Here is a 23912-nt window from a genome sequence, read left to right as displayed (position 1 = left end):
GCCCTCGCCCGATCGCCGGCGGGTGCCGGCGCCGGCTGGAACACGGGCGAGCCGCGGCCGGACAGCGGCGTGGCCGCCGCGTCGCCCAGCGCGACGCGGGCCGCCTGCATGAACTCGCGACAGGTGCTGTACCGCTCGCTGGGCTCCTCGGTGAGCACACGGGCGAACACCTCCTCGATCGCGGGCGGCAGGCTGGGCTGGAGCCGCGTGGCGGGCGCGGGGAGGTCTTCGCCGTGCGCCCTGGCGATTGCCGCTGCCGGGTGCGTTCCGAACGGCACCTTGCCTGTCAGGCACTCATAAAGCACGCAGCCCAGCGAATACTGGTCGGCCGAGCCCCACACGGGCAGCCCGCCGCGCACCTGCTCGGGGGCAACATAGTCGGCCGTGCCCGCGAACTGTCCCGTCGAGGTCAGCCCGGTGCGTGCCGTGCTCCAGCCGCAGATCCCGAAGTCGGCGAGGTACAGGTATCCAGGGCTTGGCTCGTCGTCGTCCCGTTCGATCAGCAGGTTCCCCGGCTTGACGTCCCTGTGCACGAGCCCGGCGCGGTGCGCGGCGTCCAGTGCCTGCGCGGCCTGACTGAGCAGGAAGACGGCGGTCTCCGGCTGCAGCCGGCCGCGCTCGGCGATCGTCTGCCGCAGGGTGGTGCCTGAGACGCAGCGCATCACCAGGTACAGCAGCCCGTCGCTTGACCCCACGCCGAGGACGGGGATGACGTGCGGGTGGTTCATCGAGGCGGCAATGCGTGATTCCGCGAGGAAACGCGTGCGGAAGGCGTCGTCCTCGGCAAGCTCAGATGCGAGCACCTTGACCGCGATAAGGTCACCAAGCTGCGGATTTTCCGCTTCGTAGACAATGCTCATGCCGCCGTGCCCGAGGACGGCTCGCAATCGGTAGCCCGCGAACTCGTCGCCAACATAAGGAAGCTCGGGCATATACCCTCCCACCCCGGGATGACAGTCCGGTCCCCGGGTATCTCGACGGCGGCGAGCGGTCCCTGCGGCCTCGCGCGGGAAAATATAGCCCATATCCCAATGAACTGTGATGGAGATCACAAAATCGGTAAAACCGGCCCAATGAAACTGGCCGTCGCGTAATTCGAACCGATCGAGCTAACGGCCGGTTAGCGCGGGCCGGCCGTTAGCGGCGTCCGGCTTCGCGCGGGGCCGGCCGTTAGCGGCGTCCGGCGCGGGGGTCAGCGTCCGGCCGACAAGCGGCGACAGGTGCAGCGCGACGCTCGCCAGCTCCCGCAGGTCCGAGTCGATGAGCGCTTGCGGGCCGTCGCACAGCGCGGTCTCCGGGTGCGGGTGGACGTCGACGATGATGCCGTCGGCGCCGACCGCGATCGCGGCCCGGGACAGCGGGAGGACCAGGTCCCTGCGGCCGCCGGAATGCGACGGGTCCACGATCACCGGCAGGTGGGACAGCCGCTGCGCGACCGGGACGGCGCTGATGTCCAGGGTGTTGCGGGTCGCGTTCTCGAACGTCCTTATGCCGCGCTCGCACAGCACGATGTCGGTGTTGCCGCGCTGCGCGATGTACTCGGCGGCCATCAGCCACTCCTCGATCGTGGCGCTCATGCCGCGCTTGAGCATGACGGGCCGGCCGGCGCGGCCGACGGCCTGCAGCAGCGGGAAGTTCTGCATGTTGCGGGTGCCGACCTGCAGCATGTCCGCGTACGAGGCGACCAGGTCCACGTCGCCGGGGTCGACGACCTCGGTGACGATGGGCAGGCCGGTCGCTTCCCGAACGTCCGCGAGGATGCGCAGGCCGGCCTCGCCGAGGCCCTGGAACGCGTACGGGGAGCTGCGCGGCTTGTAGGCGCCGCCGCGCAGCAGCGACGCGCCCGCCGCCTTCGCCATCAGCGCCGACTGCAGGGCCTGCTCGGGCGTCTCGACCGCGCACGGCCCGGCGATCACCGTCAGCGTGTCCGGCCCGATCGGCACCCCCGCGACCCGGATCACCGAACGCTCGCGGCGGTGCTCCCTGCTGACCAGCTTGTACGGGACGGAGATCCTGACGACATCGCTGACTCCTGGCTGTGCGGGCAGGTTGAGCGTGGCGAGGTGGTCGATGTCGCCGCTGAGCCCGATGATCGTCCTGGACACGCCGCGGCTGACGAACGCCTCGCCGCCCGCCTCGCGCACCAGGCTGACCACGTTGTCAGCATCTGCCTCGGTCGCCTCCGCGTCCATCACCACTACCATCCGACCGGCCTTCCTCGAGTGAAACCGTAAGTGCCCACTGAAACCGTGACTGCCCGGCGAAACCGTGACTGCCCGGCGAAAAGTGCCCAACGAAAAAAGCCCCTGGCCTTCCTGGCCCGGGGCTTTCGCTAGGTCGCTTCCGTCAGCGCGTGGTCTGGCGGGCGACCGGCCTCCCGAGCCGGTTACCAAACCAGAACCAGAACTGCGTGCGCATGCCAGGCACTATACAGGTACTAGAGCCCGCCGTAGTACACGACGATCGTGCTCCCGGCCTGCGCCTGCCCGGACGGGTTCGTCCCGAAGACCGTCTGCCCGAAGCCGAACTGCTGGCCCTGCACCTGGAAGCCGAGCTGCTCAAGCTGCTGCTGCGCTTGCTGGAACGACTCGCCGCGCACGTTGGGGATCGTGACCTCGGGCGGTCCGATGGAGACGTAGACGGTGACGGTCACCCCGGGGCCGACGGGGGCGCCCTGCGCGGGGGACTGCCTGACGATGACGCCCTGCGGCTGGTCGCTGTGCACGCTCACCTGGTTGAGCTGGATGTTGTTCGATGCCGCCCACGCCTGGACGTCCCCGATGTTCTGCCCGACCAGGTCCGGCAGCGGAATGCCCGCGACGACGTCCACGGAGACGGCGCGATTGGCCGGCCACGAGGTGCCGGCCGGCGGCGTCGTGCCCGCCACGGAGCCCCTGGCAGCGCCGTTGACGCCCACCGGCGTGGTCGTGTTGCTCACCGTCAGCCCCGCCTGGCGCAGCCGCGCCATCGCGCCCGCCACCGACAGTCCGGTCACCGACGGGATCTGGATCATCCGCGGCCCGGCCGAGACCGTGAGGATGACCGTCGCGCCGTGCACCGCACGCCCGGACGGCGAGGTGCTGATCACGTCACCCTTTGGCACGTTGTTGTCGATCACCTCCGTGCCCTGCTGCACCGCGAACCCGGCGGCGCGCAGCGCCTGCGCGGCGGCGGCCTCCGACATCCCGTCCACCGCGGGCAGCGGCGCGTACCGCCCCGACGTCAGCCACCAGCCGCCGAAGCCGATGGCGATCAGCACCGCCACCGCGACCGCGAGGAACGCGAGGCGCCTGCTGAACAGCCAGCGCTGCAGGAACGGCTCGCGGGTCTCGTACTCGCCGTCGCCGTCGTATCCGTCGTACCCGCGGGCGGGAGCGCCGGAGTCCGTTGGGTAGCCGGAATGGCCCGCGACGATCATCGTGTGCGACCCGGCCCCCTCGCCGTAGCCGGCCGCGGCGCCGTACCCGGCATCCCGCTCCGCCCGCCATGCCCCGGTGACCGCGTCGCCCTGGCCCGCGATACCGCGCAGGCTGCGGACCGCGCGCAGGAACGCGCCCGCGTCGGCGGGCCGCAGCCGCGGGTCACGGCTGGTGGCGGAGCGGACCAGGTGGTCGACGGCGGGCGGCACGCCCGCCACGTAGTCGCCGACGGCGGGGACGTCGGAGTTGACGTGCCGGTACGCGACGGCGAGCGGGGATTCCCCGGTGTGCGGCTGGCTGCCGGTCAGCATCTCCCACAGCATCACCCCGGCCGCGTACACGTCCGTGCGCGGGTCGGTCACCCCGGTCACCTGTTCGGGCGCGATGTAGGCGACCGTGCCGATGATCAGCCCGGTCCGGGTATGCCCGGCTGCCGCCTGCGTCCTGGCCAGGCCGAAGTCCACGACCTTGACCCGGCCGTCCGCCGTCAGCAGCACGTTCTCCGGCTTGACGTCCCGGTGCACGACGCCAGCCCGGTGCGCGGCGGCCAGCCCGGACAGGATCGGGTCCATGATGTCAAGCGCTTCCGCGTAGGGGAACCTGTGCCGCTCCCGCAGCAGGCTGCGCAACGTCCGCCCGGGAACGTATTCCATCGCCAGGTACAGGTACTGCCCGTCCGATCCCTGGTCGAAGACCGCGACGATGTTGGGGTGCGACAGCCGGGCGACCGACTTGGCCTCGCCGATGAACCTGTCCACGAAGTCGGCGTCCCGCGCCAGGTCGGCATGCATCACCTTGAGCGCCACCTGCCGGTCCAGCCGGGTGTCGGTGGCGAGGTACACGGTGGCCATCCCACCGTGCGCGATGCGGGAGCGGACGAGATACCGGCGGTCGAGCATCCGGCCGATAAGCACGTCAGCGAGGGCAGACTCCATCGCCGACGATTTTACGGCCACCTCCAGCGAACTTTAGGCGGTTAGTCATATTGACGGCAGCGTGTCGCGCTCCGCTGAGCCCGCCGCCGCTCCCCGCCGCCGCTCCCCGCCGCCGCTCCCCGCCGCCGCTCCCCGCCGTAACGGGCGCCCGCGCCACTTCCGCCTGCGCCAGCCCGCCCCGCCGTACCGTGGACGTCATGCATGATCCCGAACGAACCCTGGTGACTGGCGCGGGCCTAGCCGGGCTGCGGACGGTGCAGGCGCTGCGGGAGCGCGGCTACGCCGGCCGGATCACGCTGATCGGCGCGGAGGACCGCCCGCCCTACGACCGGCCTCCGCTGTCGAAGAGGGTGCTCACCGACGGGGTCGACCCGTCGCTGCACGCGGACTTCGCGGCGCTCGGCGTTGACTTCCGCCCTGGCGAGACAGCGACGGGCCTGGCGGAGGCCGCCGTGGTCACCAATCGCGGCACGTACCCGTTCGACCGCCTGGTCCTGGCGACAGGCGCGGTCCCCGTGGCGCTGCCTGGCCCGGGCCCGCAGCGGTTCCTGCGCACCCTCGACGACGCGCTCGCCCTGCGCGGCCTGCTGCGGCCCGGGCTGCGGCTCGCGATCGTCGGGGCCGGCTGGATCGGCGCCGAACTGGCGACCGCCGCCGCGGCGGCGGGCTGCCGCGTGACGGTCATCGAGGCCGGGCAGGCCCCGCTCGCCGCCGCGCTCGGCCCGCAGGCCGGGGCGCGCACCGCCCCCTGGTACGAGCGAGCCGGAGTCGAGTTGCGCACAGGCACGGCCGTCGAGTCCGTGCAGCGCGGGGGCCTCGCGCTGGCCGGCGGCGGCTGGCTCGCGGCTGACGAGGTGGTCACGGCCGTCGGGGTGCGGCCGGCCGTGGGCTGGCTGGCAGGCTCCGGCCTGTTGCTGGACAACGGCGTCGCGGTCGACTCCTGCCTGCGCGCATCGCTGCCAGGCGTCTACGCGGCGGGGGACTGCGCCGCGTTCGAGTCCGTCCGGTTCGGCAGGCGGCTGCGCGTCGAGCACTGGGACAACGCGCTGCGCGCCCCGGAGGTGCTCGCGGCCAACGTCCTCGGCGGCAGGCAGATGTACGACCCGGTGCCGTACTTCTGGTCCGAGCAGTTCGGCCGCATGGTCCAGTACACGGGCCACCACGACCGCGCCGACCGCCTCATCTGGCGCGGCGACCCGCAAGCCGCTACCTGGTCCGCCTGCTGGCTGTCGGGTGCAGTCCGGGCCGGTGCCCGCCTCACCGCCGTGCTGGCCGTGGATCGGCCGCGCGACCCGCTGCAGGCCCGCCGCCTGATCGCCGACGGCGCCGAGGTCGACGCCACCCGCCTGACCGACCCCGCCATCCCCCTGAAAGACTGCGCCAGGTAACCGCGATCGCGCGCACTGTCCCGGTCGACAGCGGATGAATGCCGACAGCGGATGAATGTTGCATCGAGCCGGCTATAGGCGGCTGAATGTCACATTCATCCGGCCCGGAGCAGCGTTGGCGCAGGACCCGCTATATGTGCAAGCGTCGAATTGCGGCTGTTCGCGAGCTGTACCAGACTTGCCGTGCCGATTCCGCACAAGAGCGAGGGAGGGCCGCCATGGAAGACCGTATCGAACAGCGGATCACCATCAGGGCGACGCAGGACAAGGTGTGGCAACTGGTCACCCGGCCCGGCTGGTGGCTGCCTGGGAGCAGTGCGGAACCGGCCCGCGGCCCGGGGCGGGTCACCGTCGAGTACGGCGACGACCGCCGGCCGTACGTCATCGACGTGATCCGCGTCGAGCCGCAGGGTTACGTCTCGTTCCGCTGGGCGAGCGCCTTCGGCGGCGCGGCGCCCGCGCAGGCCAAGTCGACCCTGGTCGAGTTCTATGTCCGGCCGGTCGGGGACGAGATCGGCGTCACGGTCGTGGAGAGCGGGTTCACGTCGCTCGACCTGCCGGAGGCACTGCGCGAGGACGAGTGGAAGGGGAACACCGGCGGCTGGCAGTACGAGATGGCGGGGCTGCGGACCCACGCTGAGCAGGGGCGGTGACCGCGGCGGCCGTCGACGCGGACCGGGTGTTCACCGCGCTCGCTGATCCGCGCCGCAGGGAACTCCTTGAGTTGCTCGGGCGCACTCCCGGCTGCAGCGCGAGCAGCCTGGCGGCCAGCCTGCCCGTCTCTCGCCAGGCGGTGGCGCAGCACCTGGCCGTGCTCGAGGACTCAAGCCTGGTCAGCAGGCGCCGGGCCGGGCGCGAGGTGCTGTTCAGCGTCCGGCCGGAGGGACTGGCGGCCACCGCGGACTGGCTGACCGGCCGGGCGGCCGTGTGGCGGGAGCGGCTGGAGGGCCTCAGGAAGCAGGCAGAAAACGGGTAGTTGGCTGCCGGGCGGCGAAAAGGTGACACCGAGGCGACATGCGGCGAACGGCCTCGCACCCCGCGGAAGGGGAATACGCGCTCATTGACGGAAACGTGACTGGTTTGGGAACGGCCGGGACGTGGGAGATTGGACTCGTGGCACAGATAGACCCCGTGACCGACGCCCTCGTTGGCGATTGGCTGTCACTCCCCGAAGTTGCCGCAAGGCTTGGCATACCCTCCAGCCGCGTGAAGCAACTGCTCCGCGACCGCAAGCTGCTCGCCGTCACCCGGCCCGCCGGGGGGCGCGGCGTGCCGGCCGCCTTCCTCGAAGGAGCGCAGATCATCAAGGGACTCTGCGGGACGCTGACCGTGCTTTTCGACTGCGGGTTCGACGAGAAGGAAGCGCTCCGCTGGCTGTTCACGGCCGACGACACGCTGCCAGGGACGCCGATCGAGGCGCTGTGCAGCCGCCGGGGCACCGAGGTCAACCGGCGCGCCCAGGCCCTGGCGTTCTGACCGAGCACCGGTAAACGGCGTCCCGACCTAAACTCGCGTTGCACCGAAGGCCTGCCTGCCGCCGTGGCGGGTGCCGGGCGCCGTGCCGTATGCCCGCTGACGACAATCTTGTGGCCAGAGCACAGGAAATCGTCCGGCAGGTTATGCTTAGCCACATGCCGCCGAGACCTCGCAGTCCGCACCTCGTGGTAAGCAGCACCGCGCCACGGGCGAAGGGTGCCAGCACGCCGCACGCAGCCACGGCCAGCGCCAGCGCCCGCCGGGCACCGCTGATCTCCGATCTGCTGAAGGCGGGTCAGCGGTCGTTCTCGTTCGAGTTCATGCCACCGAAGACGCAGGTCGAGGAGCAGCAGCTGTGGCGGGCCATCCGGCAGCTCGAGCCCTTGAAGCCGACGTTCGTTTCCGTGACGTACGGGGCGGGCGGCTCCACCAGGGAGCGGACGGTCCGGGTGACCGGGCGGATCGCCGCGCAGACCTCGCTGACCCCGGTCGGCCACCTCACCGCGGTCAGCCACTCGGTCCAGGAGCTGCGGCACGTGATCGGCTCGTACGCCGACGTCGGCGTGCGCAACGTCCTGGCCCTGCGGGGTGACCCGCCCGGTGACCCGAACGCGGCCTGGGTTCCGCACGCGGCAGGCCTGCGGCACGCACATGAACTGGTTCGGCTGGTCAGGTCGTCCGGCGATTTCTGCGTGGGCGTCGCGGCCTTCCCTGAGCTGCACCCCCGCTCGCCGGATGCCGAGACCGACGTACGGCACTTCGTGGCCAAGTGCCGCGCCGGAGCGGACTTCGCGATCACGCAGATGTTCTTCTACCCCGACGATTACCTGCGCTTGCGAGACCGGGTCGCGAGCAACGGCTGCGCGGTGCCGATCATCCCGGGCATCATGCCGGTGACGAGCCTGCGGGTGGTCGAGCGCGCGCTGCAGCTCGGCAGCTGCAAGGTGCCCGCCGGCCTGCTCGACCGCCTCAGGAGGGCGGACAGCGACCACGACGCGGCGCTGGTCCGCGAGATCGGGGTCGACTACGCCGCCGGCCTGTGCGACAGGCTGCTCGCCGAGGGCGCGCCCGGGCTGCATTTCTACACGCTCAACTGGTCGCGCGCGACCAGGGAGATCTACCAGCTGCTCGGCCTCGGCGAGCGGGGCGCTCCCCCCGTCCCTGGCGTCCCAGGTTCCCCAGCAGTCCCCGGCGTCCCCGGCGTGTCTGGTGAGTCCGCCATGCCAGCCGGGGGCCGCTCAGGCACCGCCGCCGTCGCCGGGCGCAGCGGCAGCGTGGCGCCCATCACCGCGTAGGCCGGTTCGCCGCCGGAGAAGCGAAAGCCGGTCAGCAGGTCGGTGAACCCGACTCCCCGGTACAGCCTCCTGGCCCGCGACTCGGCGTCCGCCGTGGACAGCACGGCCGTGCGCTCGGGCCGGCCGCCGGTGAGCCGCAGGAGGAGTTCACGGCCGATGCCTGCGCCCTGGTAAGCGGGCATCACGTGCAGTTCCGCGACCTCGAAGGAGTTCGCGAGCCACGCGGTCGCACCCGGCGCAGCCGACACGGCCAGGGCCCCGGCGACGATGTCGTGCCACCACTGGCCCGGCGCGCCGTGGAAGCCGTAGGTGAACCCGGCGAGCACCGGCCCGGCGGCGGCCGCCAGCGCGCGGAACCCCGGGTTGGCGGCATGCCGGTCCAGGATCGCCTCCCGCCCGGCCAGCATCCGTTCCGGCGGGTTCATGGCGGCCGTGTACACCGCGACGAACCGGTCGATCCCGCGCCGGAACTCGGCAGGCCCGAGCTCGGTGAACGTGACCGTCTGCATCATCACCGACAGCTTACGGGACGCTGCCTGCCGTGGTCTTCCCGCTCCGGCAGTCACTTAGGGCTCGCGGATAGACAACACGCGGAATCTGGCCGCCCGCGCCACCAGGGCCTGGCCTCGTGGGCAACCCCACAGTCCCCTGCTGCCACCGTTCCCGCATCGCGCGGCCCCGGCACCGCCGGCCAGCCAACGGGAAAGACCCCTGCGCCCCCGGAACCGCCGGGTTTCACCGCGGCTGGCCGTCTCGGGCGTGCCGCGGGCGGCACCATCGGGACGATTTGTCCGGATTGAGGTAGTTGATCCCCGCTTGACGATGCCGCGGGTGCTGGCGGGACCGTGCCGGGCAGGCTCTTAACGCCGGGCCCCGGCCCCTCGGCCCCCGGCCGCCCGGCGGCCCCGGAATGTCAGACCCCCCGTATACCTTCGAACGTGTAAGCAAATAGGCTGGACATTGCCACGAACCTGTGTTCGAATAAAGGGATGGCGAACTCCGGCCGCCGCGACCCCCGGCGGCCGGCCGCTGACCGGGCGGGGCGTGGGGAAGCGCCTCGCCCGGTCAGATCTCCCGTGACGGGACGAGCTGCGGCACAGACCAGAGGAAGTGACGACCATGATCAGCACGCTGCCAGCGATGGGCAACGAAGTGCCAACGCGTGCTCGCGCGGGATCTGGCAAAGACGTGCCAGCGTTTGACAGGGGAGGGTATCCCGGGCAACCGGCACATCATGGGCGACCGGGGCAAGCGGCGCTGACCGGCCCGCCGCAGCTGGTTTCCGCGACCGTGCTGAACTTGCTCGAGACCGCGCGGCGCGGCCTGGCCGAGGCCGGCGCCGAGAGCGATCCGGGAACCAGGTACGTCTGCGCGCACCTGGCCGCGCTGCGCGCGGCGGCGGCGATCGTCGCCGCCAGGGGGGAGCCGGGCACCGGGAGCCGCCGCAGGCGGCCGCGCAGCGTATGGGAGCTGCTTCCCCAGGTTGAGCCCACGCTCGCGGAATGGGCCGCGTTCTTCGCCGCGAGCGCGGCCAAGCGCGCCGCGGCCGCGGCGGGCCTGCCGCGCGCGGCGACCGCACGCGAGGCGGAGGACCTGCTCAGGGACGCGGGGACGTTCCTGTCGGTGGCCGAGCGGGCGCTCGGCGTCGATATCCAGCCGCAGCTTCCGCTGCGGTCGGCGAGCTGAGCCGCCCACCCGGCAAACCGCGGGCCCCAGGCCCCAGGCCGGGTGGGCGGCGGGTCTTAGAAGGACGACTCGATGCTGTTGCTGCGTGCGTCGGCGTCGAGCACGCCCCAGCTGATGAGCTCTTCGGTGAGGTCAGTCGGGGACTTGTCGTAGATGACGGCGAGCGAGCGCAGATCCTCGTGCCGCACAGAGAGCACGCGGCCGTTGTAGTCGCCGCGCTGCGCCTGGATGGTGGCGACGTAACGCGCGAGCGGGCCGATTTTCTCCTTAGGCAGCTGGTTCATCCGCTCAAGGTCAATCACGAGCTTGGGGGCGCTCGCGATCGGGGTGGGGGCAGCGTCGCCTGGCAGGAGCTCGGAAACCGGGACTCCGTAGAACTCGGCCAGTTCGGCGAGCTTCTGGACGGTGACCGAACGGTCGCCGCGCTCGTATGAACCCACCACGACGGCCTTCCACCGTCCGCGGGACTTCTCCTCAACTCCGTGAAGTGAGAGTCCCTGCTGTGTGCGGATGGCGCGCAGTCGCGCGCCGAGGGTCTTGGCGTACTCAGATGGCATTTTTCCTCGGTTTCCCGGCCAGTCGTCGCTTACGGTAACGGTTACGCACAGTGACGGTAAGGCCGCGAGAGCCGCAAGGTCAAGCCGAATGGCAAAAACTGGTTGAACTCGTCCAGTAACCGGCCTTGCCCTCCCGGATTGCTCCCTACCCTCCGTCGGAACGCGACAACCCCTATGTAATCGGCATTCTCTTGCGCGAGGCGGCCGGAAGAGGGGTCGCCCACGCTCTCGGAACGTAATGACAGCGTATGTCCAGAGTGATCTAAATCACAACTTCCATGATCACCGCATCAGCCGAAGTCCGGCGATTCCCGCAGCCCCCGGGCCTGGCCGACAACGAAAGCCAAGCTCAGCGGGCGGTTACGCAGGGGAACAGATTGTATTCAGCGACTGAAGCGACTATCGATTCCCTTTGCTTCTAATGTTATATATGACCATTTCAGCGGCCAAACCGGAGCGGCGGTGAGAGGTACCCCGGCGGTGCCTGGGACACGTCGGCGGCGCGGGCCGGCGCGCGCCGGCGCCGGGAGATGAGTCACCGCCTGCGCGGCTGGTCCTGGTACCGTTAGCGGCGTAGGCATCCTTTAATGACCGTCCCGTGAGACGGGGAAGGAGGTCGTGACTCATGTGCGCGATGCGGCCTGAACCAGGCCACGAGCAGGGCGCCGGCAGTCCTGGCTGGAAGGCGGTGCTCACCCCCGAGGAGATTCGCCGCGCGCTGAGCCGTATCGCGCACGAGATCCTCGAGCGCACGCACGGCGGCGCGGGGGTTGTCCTGCTCGGCATCCCCACCCGGGGAGTTCCGCTGGCCCGCCGCCTGGCGGTGCGGATCGGCGAGTTCGAGGGCACCCCGGCACCGTGGGGCTCGCTCGACGTGACCATGCACCGCGACGACCTGCGGCTGCGGCCCGCGCGTGCGCTGCAGCGGACCCAGGTGCCGCCCGACGGGGTGGACGGCAAGACGGTCGTCCTCGTCGACGACGTGCTGTTCTCCGGCCGGACGATCCGCGCCGCCCTGGACGCGCTGAACGACCTCGGCCGGCCGCGCGCGGTCCAGCTCGCCGTGCTGGTCGACCGCGGCCACAGGGAGCTTCCGATCCGGGCCGACTACGTGGGCAAGAACCTGCCCACGGCCCACCGCGAGGTGGTGCGGGTACTGCTCGAGGAGACCGACGGCGAGGACTCCGTGCTGCTCGGGGAGCGTGACCGATGACGCGCCACCTTATCTCGGCGGCCGACCTCAGCCGCGACGAGGCGGTCCTGATCCTGGACACCGCGGCCGAGCTCGCCAGCGTCGCGGGCCGGCCGATCAAGAAGCTGCCCACGCTGCGCGGTCTGACCGTGGTCAACCTCTTCTTCGAGGACTCGACCAGGACCAGGACGTCGTTCGAGGCGGCGGCCAAGCGGCTGTCCGCCGACGTGATCAACTTCTCCGCCCGCGGGTCGAGCGTCGCCAAGGGGGAGAGCCTGAAGGACACCGCGCTGACCCTTGAGGCGATGGGCGCCGACGCGGTGGTCATCAGGCACAGCGCGTCCGGTGCGGCGCACCGGCTGGCCGGCTGGGTGACGGGCAGCGTGGTCAACGCCGGCGACGGCACGCACGAGCATCCGACCCAGGCGCTGCTCGACGCCTTCACGATCAGGCAGCGGCTTGGCGCCGACGGCCGGGCGGCCGACCAGCGCGGCGCCGGGCTTGACGGCGTGCGGGTGACGATCGTCGGCGACGTCCTGCACAGCCGGGTGGCCAGGTCCAACGTCCTGCTGCTCAGTACGCTCGGCGCCGACGTGACGCTGGTCGCCCCGCCCACCCTCATGCCGTACGCGGTCGAGAGCTGGCCGTGCAAGGCGAGCTACGACTTCGACGCCGAGCTGCGCAAGAGCGACGCGGTGATGATGCTGCGCGTGCAGCAGGAGCGGATGACCGCCGCGTACTTCCCCAGCATCCGCGAGTACCGCCGCAGGTACGGGCTCGACGCCGGGCGGATGGCGCTGCTGCCCGAGCACGCGATCGTCATGCACCCGGGGCCGATGAACCGGGGGGTCGAGATCGCGGCCGAGGTCGCGGACTCGCCGCGGTCCACGATCGTGGCACAGGTGAGCAACGGGGTGATCGTCCGGATGGCGGTGCTGTACCTGCTGCTCGGCGGCGCCGCGGCGGCCGCGTGAACGGGCCGGCTGGTCCATGCCAACGGGAGGGCAGCTCATGAGCGAGGCCGGCACGAGCGAGGAGTGGCTGATCAGGGGCGCCGTTATCGCGGGCGCCGGGGCCGCGGACATCCACATCGCGGGCGGCGTCATCGCGGGTATCGGGCAGGAGCTGTCCGCGCCAGGCGCGCGCGTCGTCGACGCGGCCGGGCTTGTCGCGCTGTCCGGCCTGGTCGACCTGCACACGCACCTGCGCGAGCCGGGCAGGGAGGACGCGGAGACGGTGGAGACCGGCACACGGGCCGCCGCCCTCGGCGGGTACACCGCGGTGCACGCCATGGCCAACACAGAACCGGTCGCCGACACCGCCGGCGTGGTGGAGCAGGTGTGGCGGCTCGGCCAGCAGGCCGGGCACTGCGACGTCCGCCCGGTGGGCGCCGTCACGGTCGGCCTCGGCGGCAAGCAGCTCGCCGAGCTCGGCGCGATGGCCGACTCCGCCGCGCGCGTGCGCGTCTTCTCCGACGACGGCAACTGCGTCGCCGACCCGCTGCTGATGCGGCGGGCCCTTGAGTACGTCAAGGCGTTCAACGGCGTGATCGCGCAGCACGCCCAGGAACCGCGGCTTACCGAGGGCGCGCAGCTGAACGAAGGCGAGGTCGCGAGCAGGCTCGGCCTGGCCGGCTGGCCGGCCGCCGCCGAGGAGGCCATCATCGCCAGGGACTGCCTGCTCGCCGCCCACGTCGGCTCCGCGCTGCACGTCTGCCACGTGTCCACGGCCGGCTCGGTGGAGATCATCCGCTGGGCCAAGTCGAAGGGGTGGCAGGTGACGGCCGAGGTCACGCCGCACCACCTGCTGCTCACCGACGACCTCGCGGCGGGGTACGACACGGCGTTCAAGGTCAACCCGCCGCTGCGCACGCACGCCGACGTCGCGGCGCTGCGCGCCGCGCTGGCGGACGGCACGATCGACTGCGTGGCCACCGACCACGCGCCGCACCCGGTCGAGGCCAAGGAGACCGAGTGGGCGGCGGCCGCGAACGGCATGACCGGCCTGGAGACCGCGCTGCGCGTGGTGCAGCTGGCCATGGTGGACACCGGCCTGCTCGACTGGGCCGGCGTCGCGATGAGGATGTCGGCCCGCCCGGCGGCGATCGGCCGGGTGCCCGACCACGGCCAGCCGCTGCGGCCCGGCGTCCCGGCGAACCTGACGCTGTACGACGCCGCCGCGCCGGCCGAGCCCGTGGACCCCGCCGCGCACGCGTCCAAGAGCAGGAACAGCCCGTTTGCGGGGATGGCGCTGCCGGGCCGGGTGCACGCCACGTTCCTGCGCGGCGCGGCGACGGTACTGGACGGTCGGCTGGTCTTTGCCAGCAGGGAAGCGGGGTGACCCGATGACGGTGCGCGACCCGGACGCGATGCTGGTCCTGGAGGACGGCACGACCCTGCGCGGGACGGGCTTCGGGGCCAATGGCGAGACGTTCGGTGAGATGGTCTTCAACACCGGGATGACCGGCTATCAGGAGACGCTGACCGACCCGTCCTACTGCGGGCAGATCGTGGCGATGACCGCCCCGCACATCGGCAACACCGGCGTCAACGACGAAGACCCGGAGTCGCACCGGATCTGGGTGAGCGGCTACGTCGTGCGCGAGCCGGCCCGGATCGCCTCGAGCTGGCGCGCCAGGCGCAGCCTGGAGGCCGAGCTCAAGGCCCAGGGGATCACCGGCATCGCCGTGCAGGGCACCCGGTCGCTGACGACGCGGATACGGTCCAGGGGCGCGATGCGCGCGGCGGTGTCCACGGTGGAGGACGATCCGGGGCGGCTGCTCGACCGGGTGCTCGCCAGCCCGCCGATGACCGGCGCGGACCTGGCGCGCGTCGTCACCACGCCGCAGCCGTACACGGTCAGCCCGCCCCCGGGCACGAAGGCCAGGTACCGGGTGGCCGCGGTCGACCTGGGCATCAAGGCGGCCACGCCGCGGAACATGGCCGAGCGCGGCATCGAGGTCCGCGTGCTGCCCGCGACGGTGACCGCCGCCGAGATCCTCGCCGTCGGCCCCGACGGCGTGTTCTTCAGCAACGGCCCCGGCGACCCCGCGGCCGCCGGCTACGCGGTCGCCGCGATGCGCGGCGTGCTCGCGGCGGGCGTGCCCACGTTCGGCATCTGCCTGGGGAGCCAGCTCCTCAGCCTGGCCCTCGGGCTGAACACGTACAAGCTGAGATACGGCCATCGCGGCGTGAACCAGCCGGTGATGGACCTGCGCTCCGGTCGCGTCTACATCACCAGCCACAACCACGGCTTCGCCGCCATGCCGCCGCCTGAGTCGGGAGAGGTCTCCGGGTCACCCGAGGCCGCCGGAGGCAGCGAGACGGTCGAGATCCCCGCCCCGACCGCGGCGGCCGAGCCCGATGGGCCTGCGCAGTGGGCCGCCGGGGCGCGCACCCCGTTCGGCACCCCGTTCGGCGCGGCGGTGGTCAGCCACGTCAACCTCAACGACGGCGTGGTCGAGGGCATCCGCCTGCTCGACCGTCCCGCGTTCAGCGTCCAGTACCATCCCGAAGCGGCCCCAGGCCCGCACGACGCCGTCGACCTGTTCGACGAGTTCTGCGCGCTGATGGACGGCGCCCGATGACCGCATCGTCCGGACTCGCCGGCGAACCCGGTGTCGAGCGCGGGGGGAGTAAGCAATGCCGCGGCGTAGCGACCTGAAGTCGGTCCTGGTGATCGGGTCAGGGCCGATCGTGATCGGGCAGGGCTGCGAGTTCGACTACTCGGGCACCCAGGCCTGCCGCGTCCTCAAGGCCGAGGGCATCAGGGTCAGCCTGGTGAACTCCAACCCGGCGACGATCATGACCGACCCGGAGTTCGCGGACGCCACCTACGTGGAGCCGATCACCACCGACGTGCTCGAGAAGGTGATCGCCAGGGAGCGCCCGGACGCCCTCCTGGCGACGCTGGGCGGCCAGACCGCGCTGAACGCCGCCGTCGCACTGCACGAGAACGGGACGCTGAAGAAGTACAAGGTCGAGCTCATCGGCGCCGACATCGACGCGATCGAGGCCTGCGAGGACCGCGAGCGGTTCAAGGAGATCGTCACGGGACTCGGCGCGCAGGTGCCAAGGAGCCAGATCTGCCACACGATCGGCGAGTGCTTCGCCGCCGTCGCCGATCTGGGCCTGCCGGTCGTCGTCCGCCCGTCCTTCACCCTCGGCGGCGCCGGCTCGGGCATCGCCTACGACGAAGCGGGCCTCAGGCGCATCGCCGGCGCCGGCCTCGACGCCAGCCCGACCACCGAGGTCCTGCTCGAAGAGTCGATCATCGGCTGGAAGGAGTTCGAGCTCGAGCTGATGCGCGACTCAAGCGACAACGTCGTGATCGTCTGCCCGATCGAGAACGTCGACCCGATGGGCGTGCACACCGGCGACTCCGTCACGGTCGCCCCCGCGATGACGCTCACCGACCGCGAGTACCAGCACATGCGCGATGTCGCCATCAAGATCATCCGCGCGGTCGGCGTCGACACGGGCGGCTGCAACATCCAGTTCGCCGTCAACCCGCAGACCGGCCGCATGGTCGTCATCGAGATGAACCCGCGGGTCTCCCGCTCAAGCGCGCTCGCCTCCAAGGCCACCGGCTTCCCGATCGCCAAGATCGCCACCAAGCTGGCGATCGGCTACACCCTGGACGAGATCCCCAACGACATCACCGGCCAGACCCCGGCCAGCTTCGAGCCGGCGCTCGACTACGTGGTCGTCAAGATCCCGCGGTTCGCGTTCGAGAAGTTCCCCGGCGCGGACACCACGCTGACCACGCACATGAAGTCCGTCGGCGAGGCGATGGCCATCGGCAGGAATTTCGCGGAGGCCCTGCAAAAGGCGCAGCGTTCGCTGGAGAGCAGCCACGGTCCGTTCAGCTTCAAGACGGCAGCAGGGGACGCGGCGGGCTGGCTGGACCGCTGCCGTACCCCGCACGACGGCCGCCTGAACACGATGCTGCAGGCGCTGCGGGCGGGGGCGGGCGCCGCCGACGTGGCCGCCGCGACCGGCATCGATCCGTGGTTCGTGGATCAGCTGGTGCAAATTCTCGAGATATCCCAAACGGTCCGGGCCGCCTCTGGACTCGACGCCAGCCTGCTCACGGTGGCCAAATCCGCCGGGTTTTCCGACGCCCAGATAGGCGAGCTGCGCGGCCTGTCCGCCGGGCAGGTCCGCGAGCTGCGGCACGCCCTCGGCGTCCGGCCTGTCTACCACGCGGTCGACACCTGCGCCGCCGAGTTCGCCGCGCGCACCCCGTACCTGTACTCCACCTACGACGAGGGCAACGAGGTGCCCGCTGGCGACCGGCCCAAGGTGATCATCCTCGGCAGCGGCCCGAACCGCATCGGCCAGGGCATCGAGTTCGACTACGCCTGCGTGCACGCGTCGTTCGCGCTGCGCGAGGCCGGCTACGAGACCGTGATGGTCAACTGCAACCCCGAGACGGTGTCCACCGACTACGACACCTCCTCACGGCTGTACTTCGAGCCGCTGACGCTTGAGGACGTGCTCGAGGTCGTGCACGCCGAGCAGGCGTCCGGGGGCGCGCCGGTCGCGGGCGTGATCGTGCAGTTCGGCGGGCAGACGCCGCTCGGGCTCGCCCGCGCGCTCGAAGCCGCGGGCGTGCCGATCGTCGGCACCTCGCCGGCCGCCATCCACCTGGCAGAAGACCGCGGCGCGTTCGCCTCGGTGCTGGCGCAGGCGGGGCTGACCGCGCCCCGCGGCGAGGTCGCGCTGTCCGCGGACGAGGCGGCGGTCGCCGCCGCCGAGATCGGCTACCCGGTGCTGGTGCGGCCGTCGTACGTGCTCGGCGGGCGCGGCATGGAAATCGTCTACGACGAGCCCACGCTCCGCGCCTACGTGGCGCGGGCGACCGCCGCCTCGCCCGACCACCCGGTGCTGATCGACCGGTTCCTCGACGACGCGATCGAGATCGACGTCGACGCCCTGTACGACGGCGAGCACCTGTACCTGGGCGGGGTGATGGAGCACATCGAGGAGGCCGGGATCCATTCCGGTGACTCGGCGTGCGCGCTGCCCCCGATCACGCTCGGCCACGGCGACATCGAGGCCATCCGCGAGGCGACGCTGCGCATCGCGCGGGGCGTGGGCGTGCGCGGCCTGCTGAACGTGCAGTACGCGATCGCGGCAGGCGTGCTGTACGTGCTCGAGGCCAACCCGCGCGCGTCGCGGACCGTGCCGTTCGTGTCGAAGGCGACCGCGGTGCCGCTGGCGAAGGCGGCGGCGCTGGTGATGCTCGGGTCGTCGATCGAGTCGCTGCGGGCCTCCGGCGTCCTGCCCGCAGAGCTAGCCCCCGGGGGCCAGCCCCCCGGTGACCCGCCGGCATGGGAGGGCTCCTCGCCCCCCCATACCCCCCTCGCGCCGGTAGCGGTGAAGGAGGCCGTCCTGCCGTTCGGGCGGTTCCGCGACGCCTCCGGTGCCGGGGTGGACACGGTGCTCGGGCCGGAGATGCGGTCGACCGGCGAGGTGATGGGCATCGACGAGACGTTCGGCACGGCGTACGCCAAGTCACAGGCGGCGGTCTACGGGTCGCTGCCGGTGCAGGGACGGGTGTTCGTGTCGGTCGCCAACAGGGACAAGCGGGCGATGATTTTCCCTGTCAAGCGGCTGGCGGACCTGGGATTCGAGATCTGGGCGACGTCAGGAACGGCCGAGGTACTGCGCAGAAACGGCGTTCGTGCCAAGATCGTGCGAAAGCACAGCGACGGCGCAGGCCCGGGCGGCGAACCGACCGTTGTCACGCGCATCCTGGACGGCGAGGTAGACCTGATCGTGAACACGCCCTTCGGCAGCCCTTCCGCGGCGTCGGCGTCGGTGCGCCTGGACGGGTACGAGATCCGGACGGCGGCGGTCCGCCGGGGCGTGCCGTGCGTGACCACCGTGGCCGGCCTGGCGGCCGCTGTGCAGGGCATTGAGGCCATCATCCGCGGCGAAGTGGGCGTCCGCTCACTGCAGGAGCACGCCGCCTGGCTACGCGGCTGAGGGGTGCATGGCACAGCCAGATCGGGAGGGCGGGGTGGCACCGGTTCAGGTGCGCGGGACGGTGCTCACGGTGCGCCGGGTCGACGCGTACGTGGCCATGACCGTCGTCGCCCCCGCGATCGCCACCAGGTTCCGGCCGGGCCAGTTCGTCGCGATCGCGGTTGGCGGGCCGCAGTCCGCCATGCTCGCCAGGCGCACGTTCTCCGTGCACGACGTGCGGCCGGACCACGGGGGCACCGTGGAGTTCGTGTTCCCGCCGCGTGAACCCGGTGCGCAGTGGCTGGCTGACTGCCGGTCGCGCGATGTCCTCGATGTGGTCGGGCCGCTTGGGCGGCCGTTCCCCGTGCCGCGCGACCCGGCCTCTTGCCTGCTGCTCGGCGTTGGCGCCGCCGCCGCGCCGCTGTTCTCGCTGGCCGCGCGGCTGGCCGACCGTAGCTGCCCCACCGATTTCCTGCTCGGCGCGGAAAGCGCGGACCGCGTGTTCGGGGCGCTGACCGCGCGGCGGACGGGGCGTTCGGCGGTGATCACGACGACGGACGGGTCGCTGGGGACCCGCGGCTCGGTTACCGACATGCTGCCCAACGTGGTCCAGCAGGCGCGCAGCGACGTGATCTACGCGTCCGCGCCGCTGCCGGTGCTGCGCGCGGTCTGCGCGCTGGCCGCGCGGTACGAGATCCCGGTGCAGGCGCTGGTCGCCGAGCCCGTGATGACGTGCGGCACCGGGCTGTGCATGGGCTGCGTGCTGCCCGCCGTGGGCAACGACGGGATCACCCGGATGGTGCGGGCCTGCGTGGACGGGCCGGTGTTCCGCGGCGACCTGGTGCGCTGGGACGACGTGGGCACGATCCCGTTCGACGCGCTCGGCGCGCCAGGCTGGAAGCCGCGCCCTGCCGCGGCGGGTGCGCCCGGTGCGGCGGGTGTACACGGTGCGCCTGCGCCTGCGCCGGGTGTGCCGGGTGTGCCGGGTGTGCCTGGTGCGCCGTCATCGGCGGGGGAGCAGTCCCATGCCGGCTGACCTGCGGACCCGGATCGGGCACATTGACCTGCCGAGTCCGATCCTGACCGCGTCCGGGTGCGCCGGGTCGGGCCGGGAGCTGGCGCAGTTCACCGACGTGGCCAGGATCGGCGCGGTGACCACCAAGTCGGTGACGCTTGAGCCGCGCGCGGGCAACCCCGCGCCCCGGCTGTCCGAGACGCCGAGCGGCCTGCTGTCGTCGCCCGGGCTCCAGGGGCCGGGCATCGACGGGTTCCTGCAGCGGGACCTGCCGTGGCTGCTGTCGCGCGGCGCGCGCGCCGTCGTGAGCATCGCCGGCCACACCGCCCGCGAGTACGGCGAACTCGCCTCGCGGCTGTCCGACGCCGCCGGCGTGACCGCGATCGAGGTCAACCTGGGCTGCCCGGACGCGTCCGCCGCCGGGCGCGCGTTCGCGCTTGACCCGGCGGCGGCCGGCCAGGTGGTGGCCGCGGTGCGCGGCAGCGCCAGGTACGACATCCCTGTCTTCGCGAAGCTGTCCCCCGAGGTCACCGACATCGTGGCGGTGGCGCGGGCCTGCGTGGCCGCCGGGTCAGACGGCCTGTCCATGATCAACACGCTGCCCGGCATGGCCATCGACCCGGTGTCCCTGCGCCCCGCGCTGGCCGGGCTGACCGGCGGCCTGTCCGGGCCCGCGATCCGCCCGGTCGCGGTGCGCTGCGTCTGGCAGGTCCGCGAGGCGCTGCCCGACGTGCCGATCATCGGGGCCGGCGGGGTGCGGACCGGGCGGGACGCCCTGGAACTGCTGCTCGCGGGAGCCACGCTGGTGGCCGTCGGGACGGTGCTCTTCCACGATCCCTCGGCCTGCGCGCGAATCCAGCGCGAGCTCGAGGAAGAGCTTGCGGCGCGGGGCGTGGACCGGGTATCAGACATCGTGGGCCGCGCGCACCAGCCCGCGGGTTATGCGGCGCAGCGCACCGGTTGGACGTTATGAGCAGTTACGGGGTGTGACTATCATGCGGTACCGGCAGTCAGAATCGCCGGGACAGCCCCGGCCACCTGGGAGAGAGGAGACTGGGGTGCAAAGGCCAGCACCGGTCGCCGTGGCGCTCGACGCCCCGGACCTGGACACCGCGGCACGCTGGGCAGCGCTCGTGACGCCGCACGTGTCGACTGTCAAGATCGGCTTGGAACTGTATCTGCGCTACGGCCCGGACGTCGTGGCCACGGTGCGCGGGGCCAGCGGGGTCGAGGTCTTCCTCGACCTGAAGCTGCACGACATCCCCGCCACGGTGGCGGGCGCCGCTCGCGCCGTCTCGCGGCTGCGCCCGGAGATCCTGACCGTGCACGCCGCGGGGGGCGCGGACGTGGTCCGGGCGGCGGTGGAGTCGGCCCCCGGCACCACCGTGGCCGCCGTGACCGTGCTCACCTCGCTCGGTGACGACGACCTGGCGCAGATGGGAGTCCCCGGGCCAGTCGGCGACCTGGTGCGCCGGCTCTCCGTCATGGCGGTCTCCGCGGGTGCCCGCGGGCTGGTCTGCTCACCGCACGAGGTCGCCGCGGTCCGGGCTGAGGTCGGCCCTGACGTCACCCTGATCACCCCGGGCGTCCGCCCCGCGGGAGCGGACCTGCACGACCAGGCGCGCGTCGCCACCCCGGAAGAGGCCATCCGCGCCGGAGCCGACCTGCTTGTCATCGGCCGCCCCATCACGCGCGCACCGGACCCGGGCGCCGCCGCCGCCGCGGTCGCCGCCTCGCTCCGCCGCGCGGTCCCCGCCCTGTAGCGGGCCCCGTAGCCCCGGCCCCGTAGCCGACGCGCCCCGTCGCCGGCCCTGTAGCCCGCCCCGTAGCCCGCCAGCAGCGCCCGCCACGGGCACGCTTTTGGCGTTGGGCCCCCCAGCGCTCACCCTATTGCGATCTCGGGAAGTTAAGGGGCTGTGTCGCCGCTCCCTCGGGTGCATGTCACCTGGTCAGCTGATGTGCGTGTGAGCAGTGCGGCAAGGGTGTGGCAGGCTGGCCGGGGCGCGGACGGCTGGCCGGGGCGCGGACGGCTGGCCGGCGGCCGTCTCAGATAGTGGGACGGCACCGGGAACTTAGGACCCGGGCCGCAGCTTTATTGCCCGTTTTATACCGATTTCCGGATGCCGCTCGGCTCCTATCTTGGCCAGCGCCCGCGGACCGCGCCCGGTATCGGTGGTTTGTCCGCCGGCAGGCTGGGCGGCTTAAGTTCCTGGCATTGCAATAGGCCTGGCGTTGTGGGCCTCACCGCCAGTCCGGGTGCGTCGCGGTCGCGGCCGGGTGCGCTTGCAACCGCCCGCGGGCAGCAGAAAACCCCGAACCCTGGGGTGGGTTCGGGGTTTTCACGCCCTGGGGTGGGTTCGGGGTTATCACGGGTGGGCCTAACGTGTCAGCACCCGAACTCGTCGTTCCTACGAGTTGATGGCCCGGAGGTCGCCATCCGTCGAGTTCGGAGCCGCCCTCTTGCTTCAGGCAGAACGTCGTCTCGCTGAGCAGCTGGCCGGTGCAGGTTCGCGGTTGGAGCGTCGATCTCCGCCGAACCTGGCGCGATCCGCTGAGCGGTATCTCGAAGACGATTGCCCAGAAAGCTTCCAGGGAATACTTGCGGATGTTGCGATTGTTTCAGATACTGCGGTTAACGGCGAGAGGAGGGGCAATGAACGCGAAGGCGATCGAGATCAGGCCAGAGCAAGTTGACGCTGAGCTCGTCAAGCGCGCAGCGCAGCGCATCAGCCTGTACCTGGCACGCAACCCCGGCAACGAACCGATACGCGTAGAGGCCGAGGTCGGCGATGACGAGGCGCTCGTGGTGCCGCGAGCAGTGGCGGTCATGCTCGCCCAGGTCCTCGGCATGCTCGCGGACGGACAGGGAGTGCAGATCTTGCCGAACCGGGCGATGCTCACCACCCAGCAGGCTGCGGACATGCTGAACGTGTCCCGCCCCTACCTGATCGGGTTGCTGGAATCCGGGCAGATCCTCTACACCATGGTCGGCACCCACCGCCGGGTCGCGTTCGAGAGCCTGCTTGCGTATCAGCGAGGCGACTACCAGCGGCGGCGGGCAGTCGCCGATGAGCTGACCCGGCTGGGCGAGGAACTCGGCGGTGACTAGCCAGTGCCGTTCATCGTCCTCTACGACGCCAACGCGCTGTACCCCAATGCTCAGCGCGACCTGCTCATCCGCATCGCCCGCGAGGGCTTGGTCCAGGCGAAGTGGACCGACCAGATCCTGGACGAGATGGTCAGGAGCCGCGCCCGCAGTCACCCGGACGTGCCCCAGGAGAAACTCGACCGCCTGCGCAACCTGATGAACGACGCGGTCGCCGACTGCCTGGTGTCGGGTTACGAAGACCTGATCGATGCCCTCAAGCTGCCAGACACCGGCGACCGGCACGTCCTGGCAGCAGCAATCAGGGCTGGCGCCCAGGTGATCGTGACCGCCAACCTGAAGCACTTCCCGCCCGACTATCTCGCCCAGTTCGGTATCGAGGCCAAATCTCCGGACGACTTCGTGCTCGATCAGATCGGGATCAACGCCGCGACCGTTGCCGCTTGCGTGCAGCAGATCGCCGACTCCCGCCGGCGCCCCCCGCAGGCCTCAGGAGAAGTCCTCGCCGAACTCGAACGCTCGGGTCTGCTCAGGTCGGCAGCCGCACTCAGGGGCGGGCAATCCGCCGCCGGCCAGCTGGATAAAGACGGCTGATCTCACACCCGGCGCACCAGCGCCGAACTCGGAACCGGTCAGCAACAATCGTGTCGATCCGTCGCCCTATTATCCCGTGTTCGGCGGCAGAATGGTAATGATCGGCTGCGCGCGCCGCCCGATGAGCACCTCATCCCGCCCTGCTGTGGTCAGCCCAGCCGGCCGCGCCAGTCAGCCCGGCGTCCCCGAGTTCCGGGCGCACCGACCCGGCGGCCCGCAGGCGCGGCGGCTAGTCCAGCGCTTACAGAATGTCCGCTAAGTCCCGATTTATCCCGCCC

The 23912-nt window shown here is 71.5% G+C and carries 20 protein-coding genes and 1 pseudogene; 16 read left to right on the top strand and 5 right to left on the bottom strand.

Annotated features, from left to right (window positions below; genetic code table 11):
* From Q1N79_RS01020 to pknB, 3 genes are all read right to left on the bottom strand, one after another.
* Positions 1 to 932 (bottom strand): serine/threonine-protein kinase (locus Q1N79_RS01020; RefSeq protein WP_300602945.1); only part of this gene is annotated, 932 nt, incomplete at its 3' end.
* Between the two features lie 177 nt (positions 933 to 1109).
* Positions 1110 to 2204, bottom strand: coding sequence for a 3-deoxy-7-phosphoheptulonate synthase (aroF, locus tag Q1N79_RS01015; protein WP_300602942.1), 1095 nt, complete (start codon positions 2202 to 2204; stop codon positions 1110 to 1112).
* Positions 2205 to 2437: 233 nt separating this feature from the next.
* Complete coding sequence (gene pknB / locus Q1N79_RS01010; protein ID WP_300602939.1) at positions 2438 to 4354, bottom strand: Stk1 family PASTA domain-containing Ser/Thr kinase; 1917 nt, start codon at positions 4352 to 4354, stop codon at positions 2438 to 2440.
* A gap of 197 nt (positions 4355 to 4551) precedes the next feature.
* On the opposite strand from pknB, the gene Q1N79_RS01005 reads away from it, so the two are divergent.
* From Q1N79_RS01005 to metF, 5 genes are all read left to right on the top strand, one after another.
* A complete protein-coding gene (locus Q1N79_RS01005; RefSeq protein WP_300602936.1) occupies positions 4552 to 5742 on the top strand; it encodes an FAD-dependent oxidoreductase in 1191 nt (396 codons plus the stop codon).
* Between the two features lie 218 nt (positions 5743 to 5960).
* Positions 5961 to 6395, top strand: a complete 435-nt coding sequence (locus tag Q1N79_RS01000) for a polyketide cyclase (protein WP_300602934.1) — start codon at positions 5961 to 5963, stop codon at positions 6393 to 6395.
* The gene (locus Q1N79_RS00995) at positions 6392 to 6718 is read left to right on the top strand and encodes a helix-turn-helix transcriptional regulator (RefSeq protein ID WP_300602931.1); all 327 of its coding nucleotides are present in this window, start codon (positions 6392 to 6394) and stop codon (positions 6716 to 6718) included. The genes Q1N79_RS01000 and Q1N79_RS00995 overlap by 4 nt, the downstream gene beginning before the upstream one ends.
* A gap of 38 nt (positions 6719 to 6756) precedes the next feature.
* Positions 6757 to 7218 (top strand): Rv2175c family DNA-binding protein, encoded by a 462-nt coding sequence (locus Q1N79_RS00990; RefSeq protein ID WP_367185009.1) that lies wholly within the window; start codon positions 6757 to 6759, stop codon positions 7216 to 7218.
* Positions 7219 to 7373: 155 nt separating this feature from the next.
* The gene (gene metF / locus Q1N79_RS00985) at positions 7374 to 8513 is read left to right on the top strand and encodes a methylenetetrahydrofolate reductase [NAD(P)H] (RefSeq protein WP_300602925.1); all 1140 of its coding nucleotides are present in this window, start codon (positions 7374 to 7376) and stop codon (positions 8511 to 8513) included.
* Positions 8514 to 8545: 32 nt separating this feature from the next.
* Here metF and Q1N79_RS00980 read toward each other — a convergent pair.
* A pseudogene (locus Q1N79_RS00980) lies at positions 8546 to 8920 on the bottom strand (GNAT family N-acetyltransferase); the annotation flags it as partial.
* Between the two features lie 883 nt (positions 8921 to 9803).
* Here Q1N79_RS00980 and Q1N79_RS00975 point away from each other — a divergent pair.
* The gene (locus Q1N79_RS00975) at positions 9804 to 10199 is read left to right on the top strand and encodes an SAV_6107 family HEPN domain-containing protein (RefSeq protein WP_300602922.1); all 396 of its coding nucleotides are present in this window, start codon (positions 9804 to 9806) and stop codon (positions 10197 to 10199) included.
* A 56-nt stretch (positions 10200 to 10255) separates the two neighbouring features.
* Here Q1N79_RS00975 and Q1N79_RS00970 read toward each other — a convergent pair whose 3' ends face one another.
* Positions 10256 to 10756 (bottom strand): transcriptional regulator, encoded by a 501-nt coding sequence (locus tag Q1N79_RS00970; protein WP_300602919.1) that lies wholly within the window; start codon positions 10754 to 10756, stop codon positions 10256 to 10258.
* A 625-nt stretch (positions 10757 to 11381) separates the two neighbouring features.
* On the opposite strand from Q1N79_RS00970, the gene pyrR reads away from it, so the two are divergent.
* The 10 genes from pyrR to Q1N79_RS00920 all read left to right on the top strand — a co-directional run bounded on the left by pyrR (position 11382) and on the right by Q1N79_RS00920 (position 23634).
* The gene (gene pyrR, locus Q1N79_RS00965; protein WP_300602918.1) at positions 11382 to 11969 is read left to right on the top strand and encodes a bifunctional pyr operon transcriptional regulator/uracil phosphoribosyltransferase PyrR; all 588 of its coding nucleotides are present in this window, start codon (positions 11382 to 11384) and stop codon (positions 11967 to 11969) included.
* A complete protein-coding gene (locus tag Q1N79_RS00960) occupies positions 11966 to 12922 on the top strand; it encodes an aspartate carbamoyltransferase catalytic subunit (protein WP_300602916.1) in 957 nt (318 codons plus the stop codon). Before pyrR ends, Q1N79_RS00960 begins: the two co-directional genes overlap by 4 nt.
* A gap of 37 nt (positions 12923 to 12959) precedes the next feature.
* Positions 12960 to 14288 carry a dihydroorotase gene (locus Q1N79_RS00955; protein WP_300602913.1) on the top strand — a complete coding sequence of 443 codons (1329 nt, stop codon included), beginning with the start codon at positions 12960 to 12962 and terminating at the stop codon, positions 14286 to 14288.
* A gap of 4 nt (positions 14289 to 14292) precedes the next feature.
* A complete protein-coding gene (gene carA, locus Q1N79_RS00950) occupies positions 14293 to 15534 on the top strand; it encodes a glutamine-hydrolyzing carbamoyl-phosphate synthase small subunit (RefSeq protein ID WP_300602910.1) in 1242 nt (413 codons plus the stop codon).
* Between the two features lie 55 nt (positions 15535 to 15589).
* Entirely contained in the window at positions 15590 to 18940 is a 3351-nt protein-coding gene (gene carB, locus Q1N79_RS00945; protein WP_300602907.1) for a carbamoyl-phosphate synthase large subunit, read from the top strand.
* A gap of 7 nt (positions 18941 to 18947) precedes the next feature.
* Positions 18948 to 19955 (top strand): dihydroorotate dehydrogenase electron transfer subunit, encoded by a 1008-nt coding sequence (locus Q1N79_RS00940; protein WP_300602904.1) that lies wholly within the window; start codon positions 18948 to 18950, stop codon positions 19953 to 19955.
* Positions 19945 to 20907, top strand: coding sequence for a dihydroorotate dehydrogenase (locus Q1N79_RS00935; protein WP_300602901.1), 963 nt, complete (start codon positions 19945 to 19947; stop codon positions 20905 to 20907). The genes Q1N79_RS00940 and Q1N79_RS00935 overlap by 11 nt, the downstream gene beginning before the upstream one ends.
* 85 nt (positions 20908 to 20992) lie before the next feature.
* Positions 20993 to 21697 carry an orotidine-5'-phosphate decarboxylase gene (gene pyrF / locus Q1N79_RS00930; RefSeq protein ID WP_300602898.1) on the top strand — a complete coding sequence of 235 codons (705 nt, stop codon included), beginning with the start codon at positions 20993 to 20995 and terminating at the stop codon, positions 21695 to 21697.
* A gap of 890 nt (positions 21698 to 22587) precedes the next feature.
* A complete protein-coding gene (locus tag Q1N79_RS00925) occupies positions 22588 to 23043 on the top strand; it encodes a helix-turn-helix domain-containing protein (protein ID WP_300602895.1) in 456 nt (151 codons plus the stop codon).
* A gap of 3 nt (positions 23044 to 23046) precedes the next feature.
* The gene (locus Q1N79_RS00920; RefSeq protein ID WP_300602892.1) at positions 23047 to 23634 is read left to right on the top strand and encodes a PIN domain-containing protein; all 588 of its coding nucleotides are present in this window, start codon (positions 23047 to 23049) and stop codon (positions 23632 to 23634) included.
* Positions 23635 to 23912 lie beyond the last annotated feature (278 nt).

This window comes from Trebonia sp. (assembly GCF_030042015.1).
Taxonomy (GTDB): domain Bacteria; phylum Actinomycetota; class Actinomycetes; order Streptosporangiales; family Streptosporangiaceae; genus Trebonia.
This window is presented reverse-complemented; position numbering and strand designations above follow the sequence as displayed.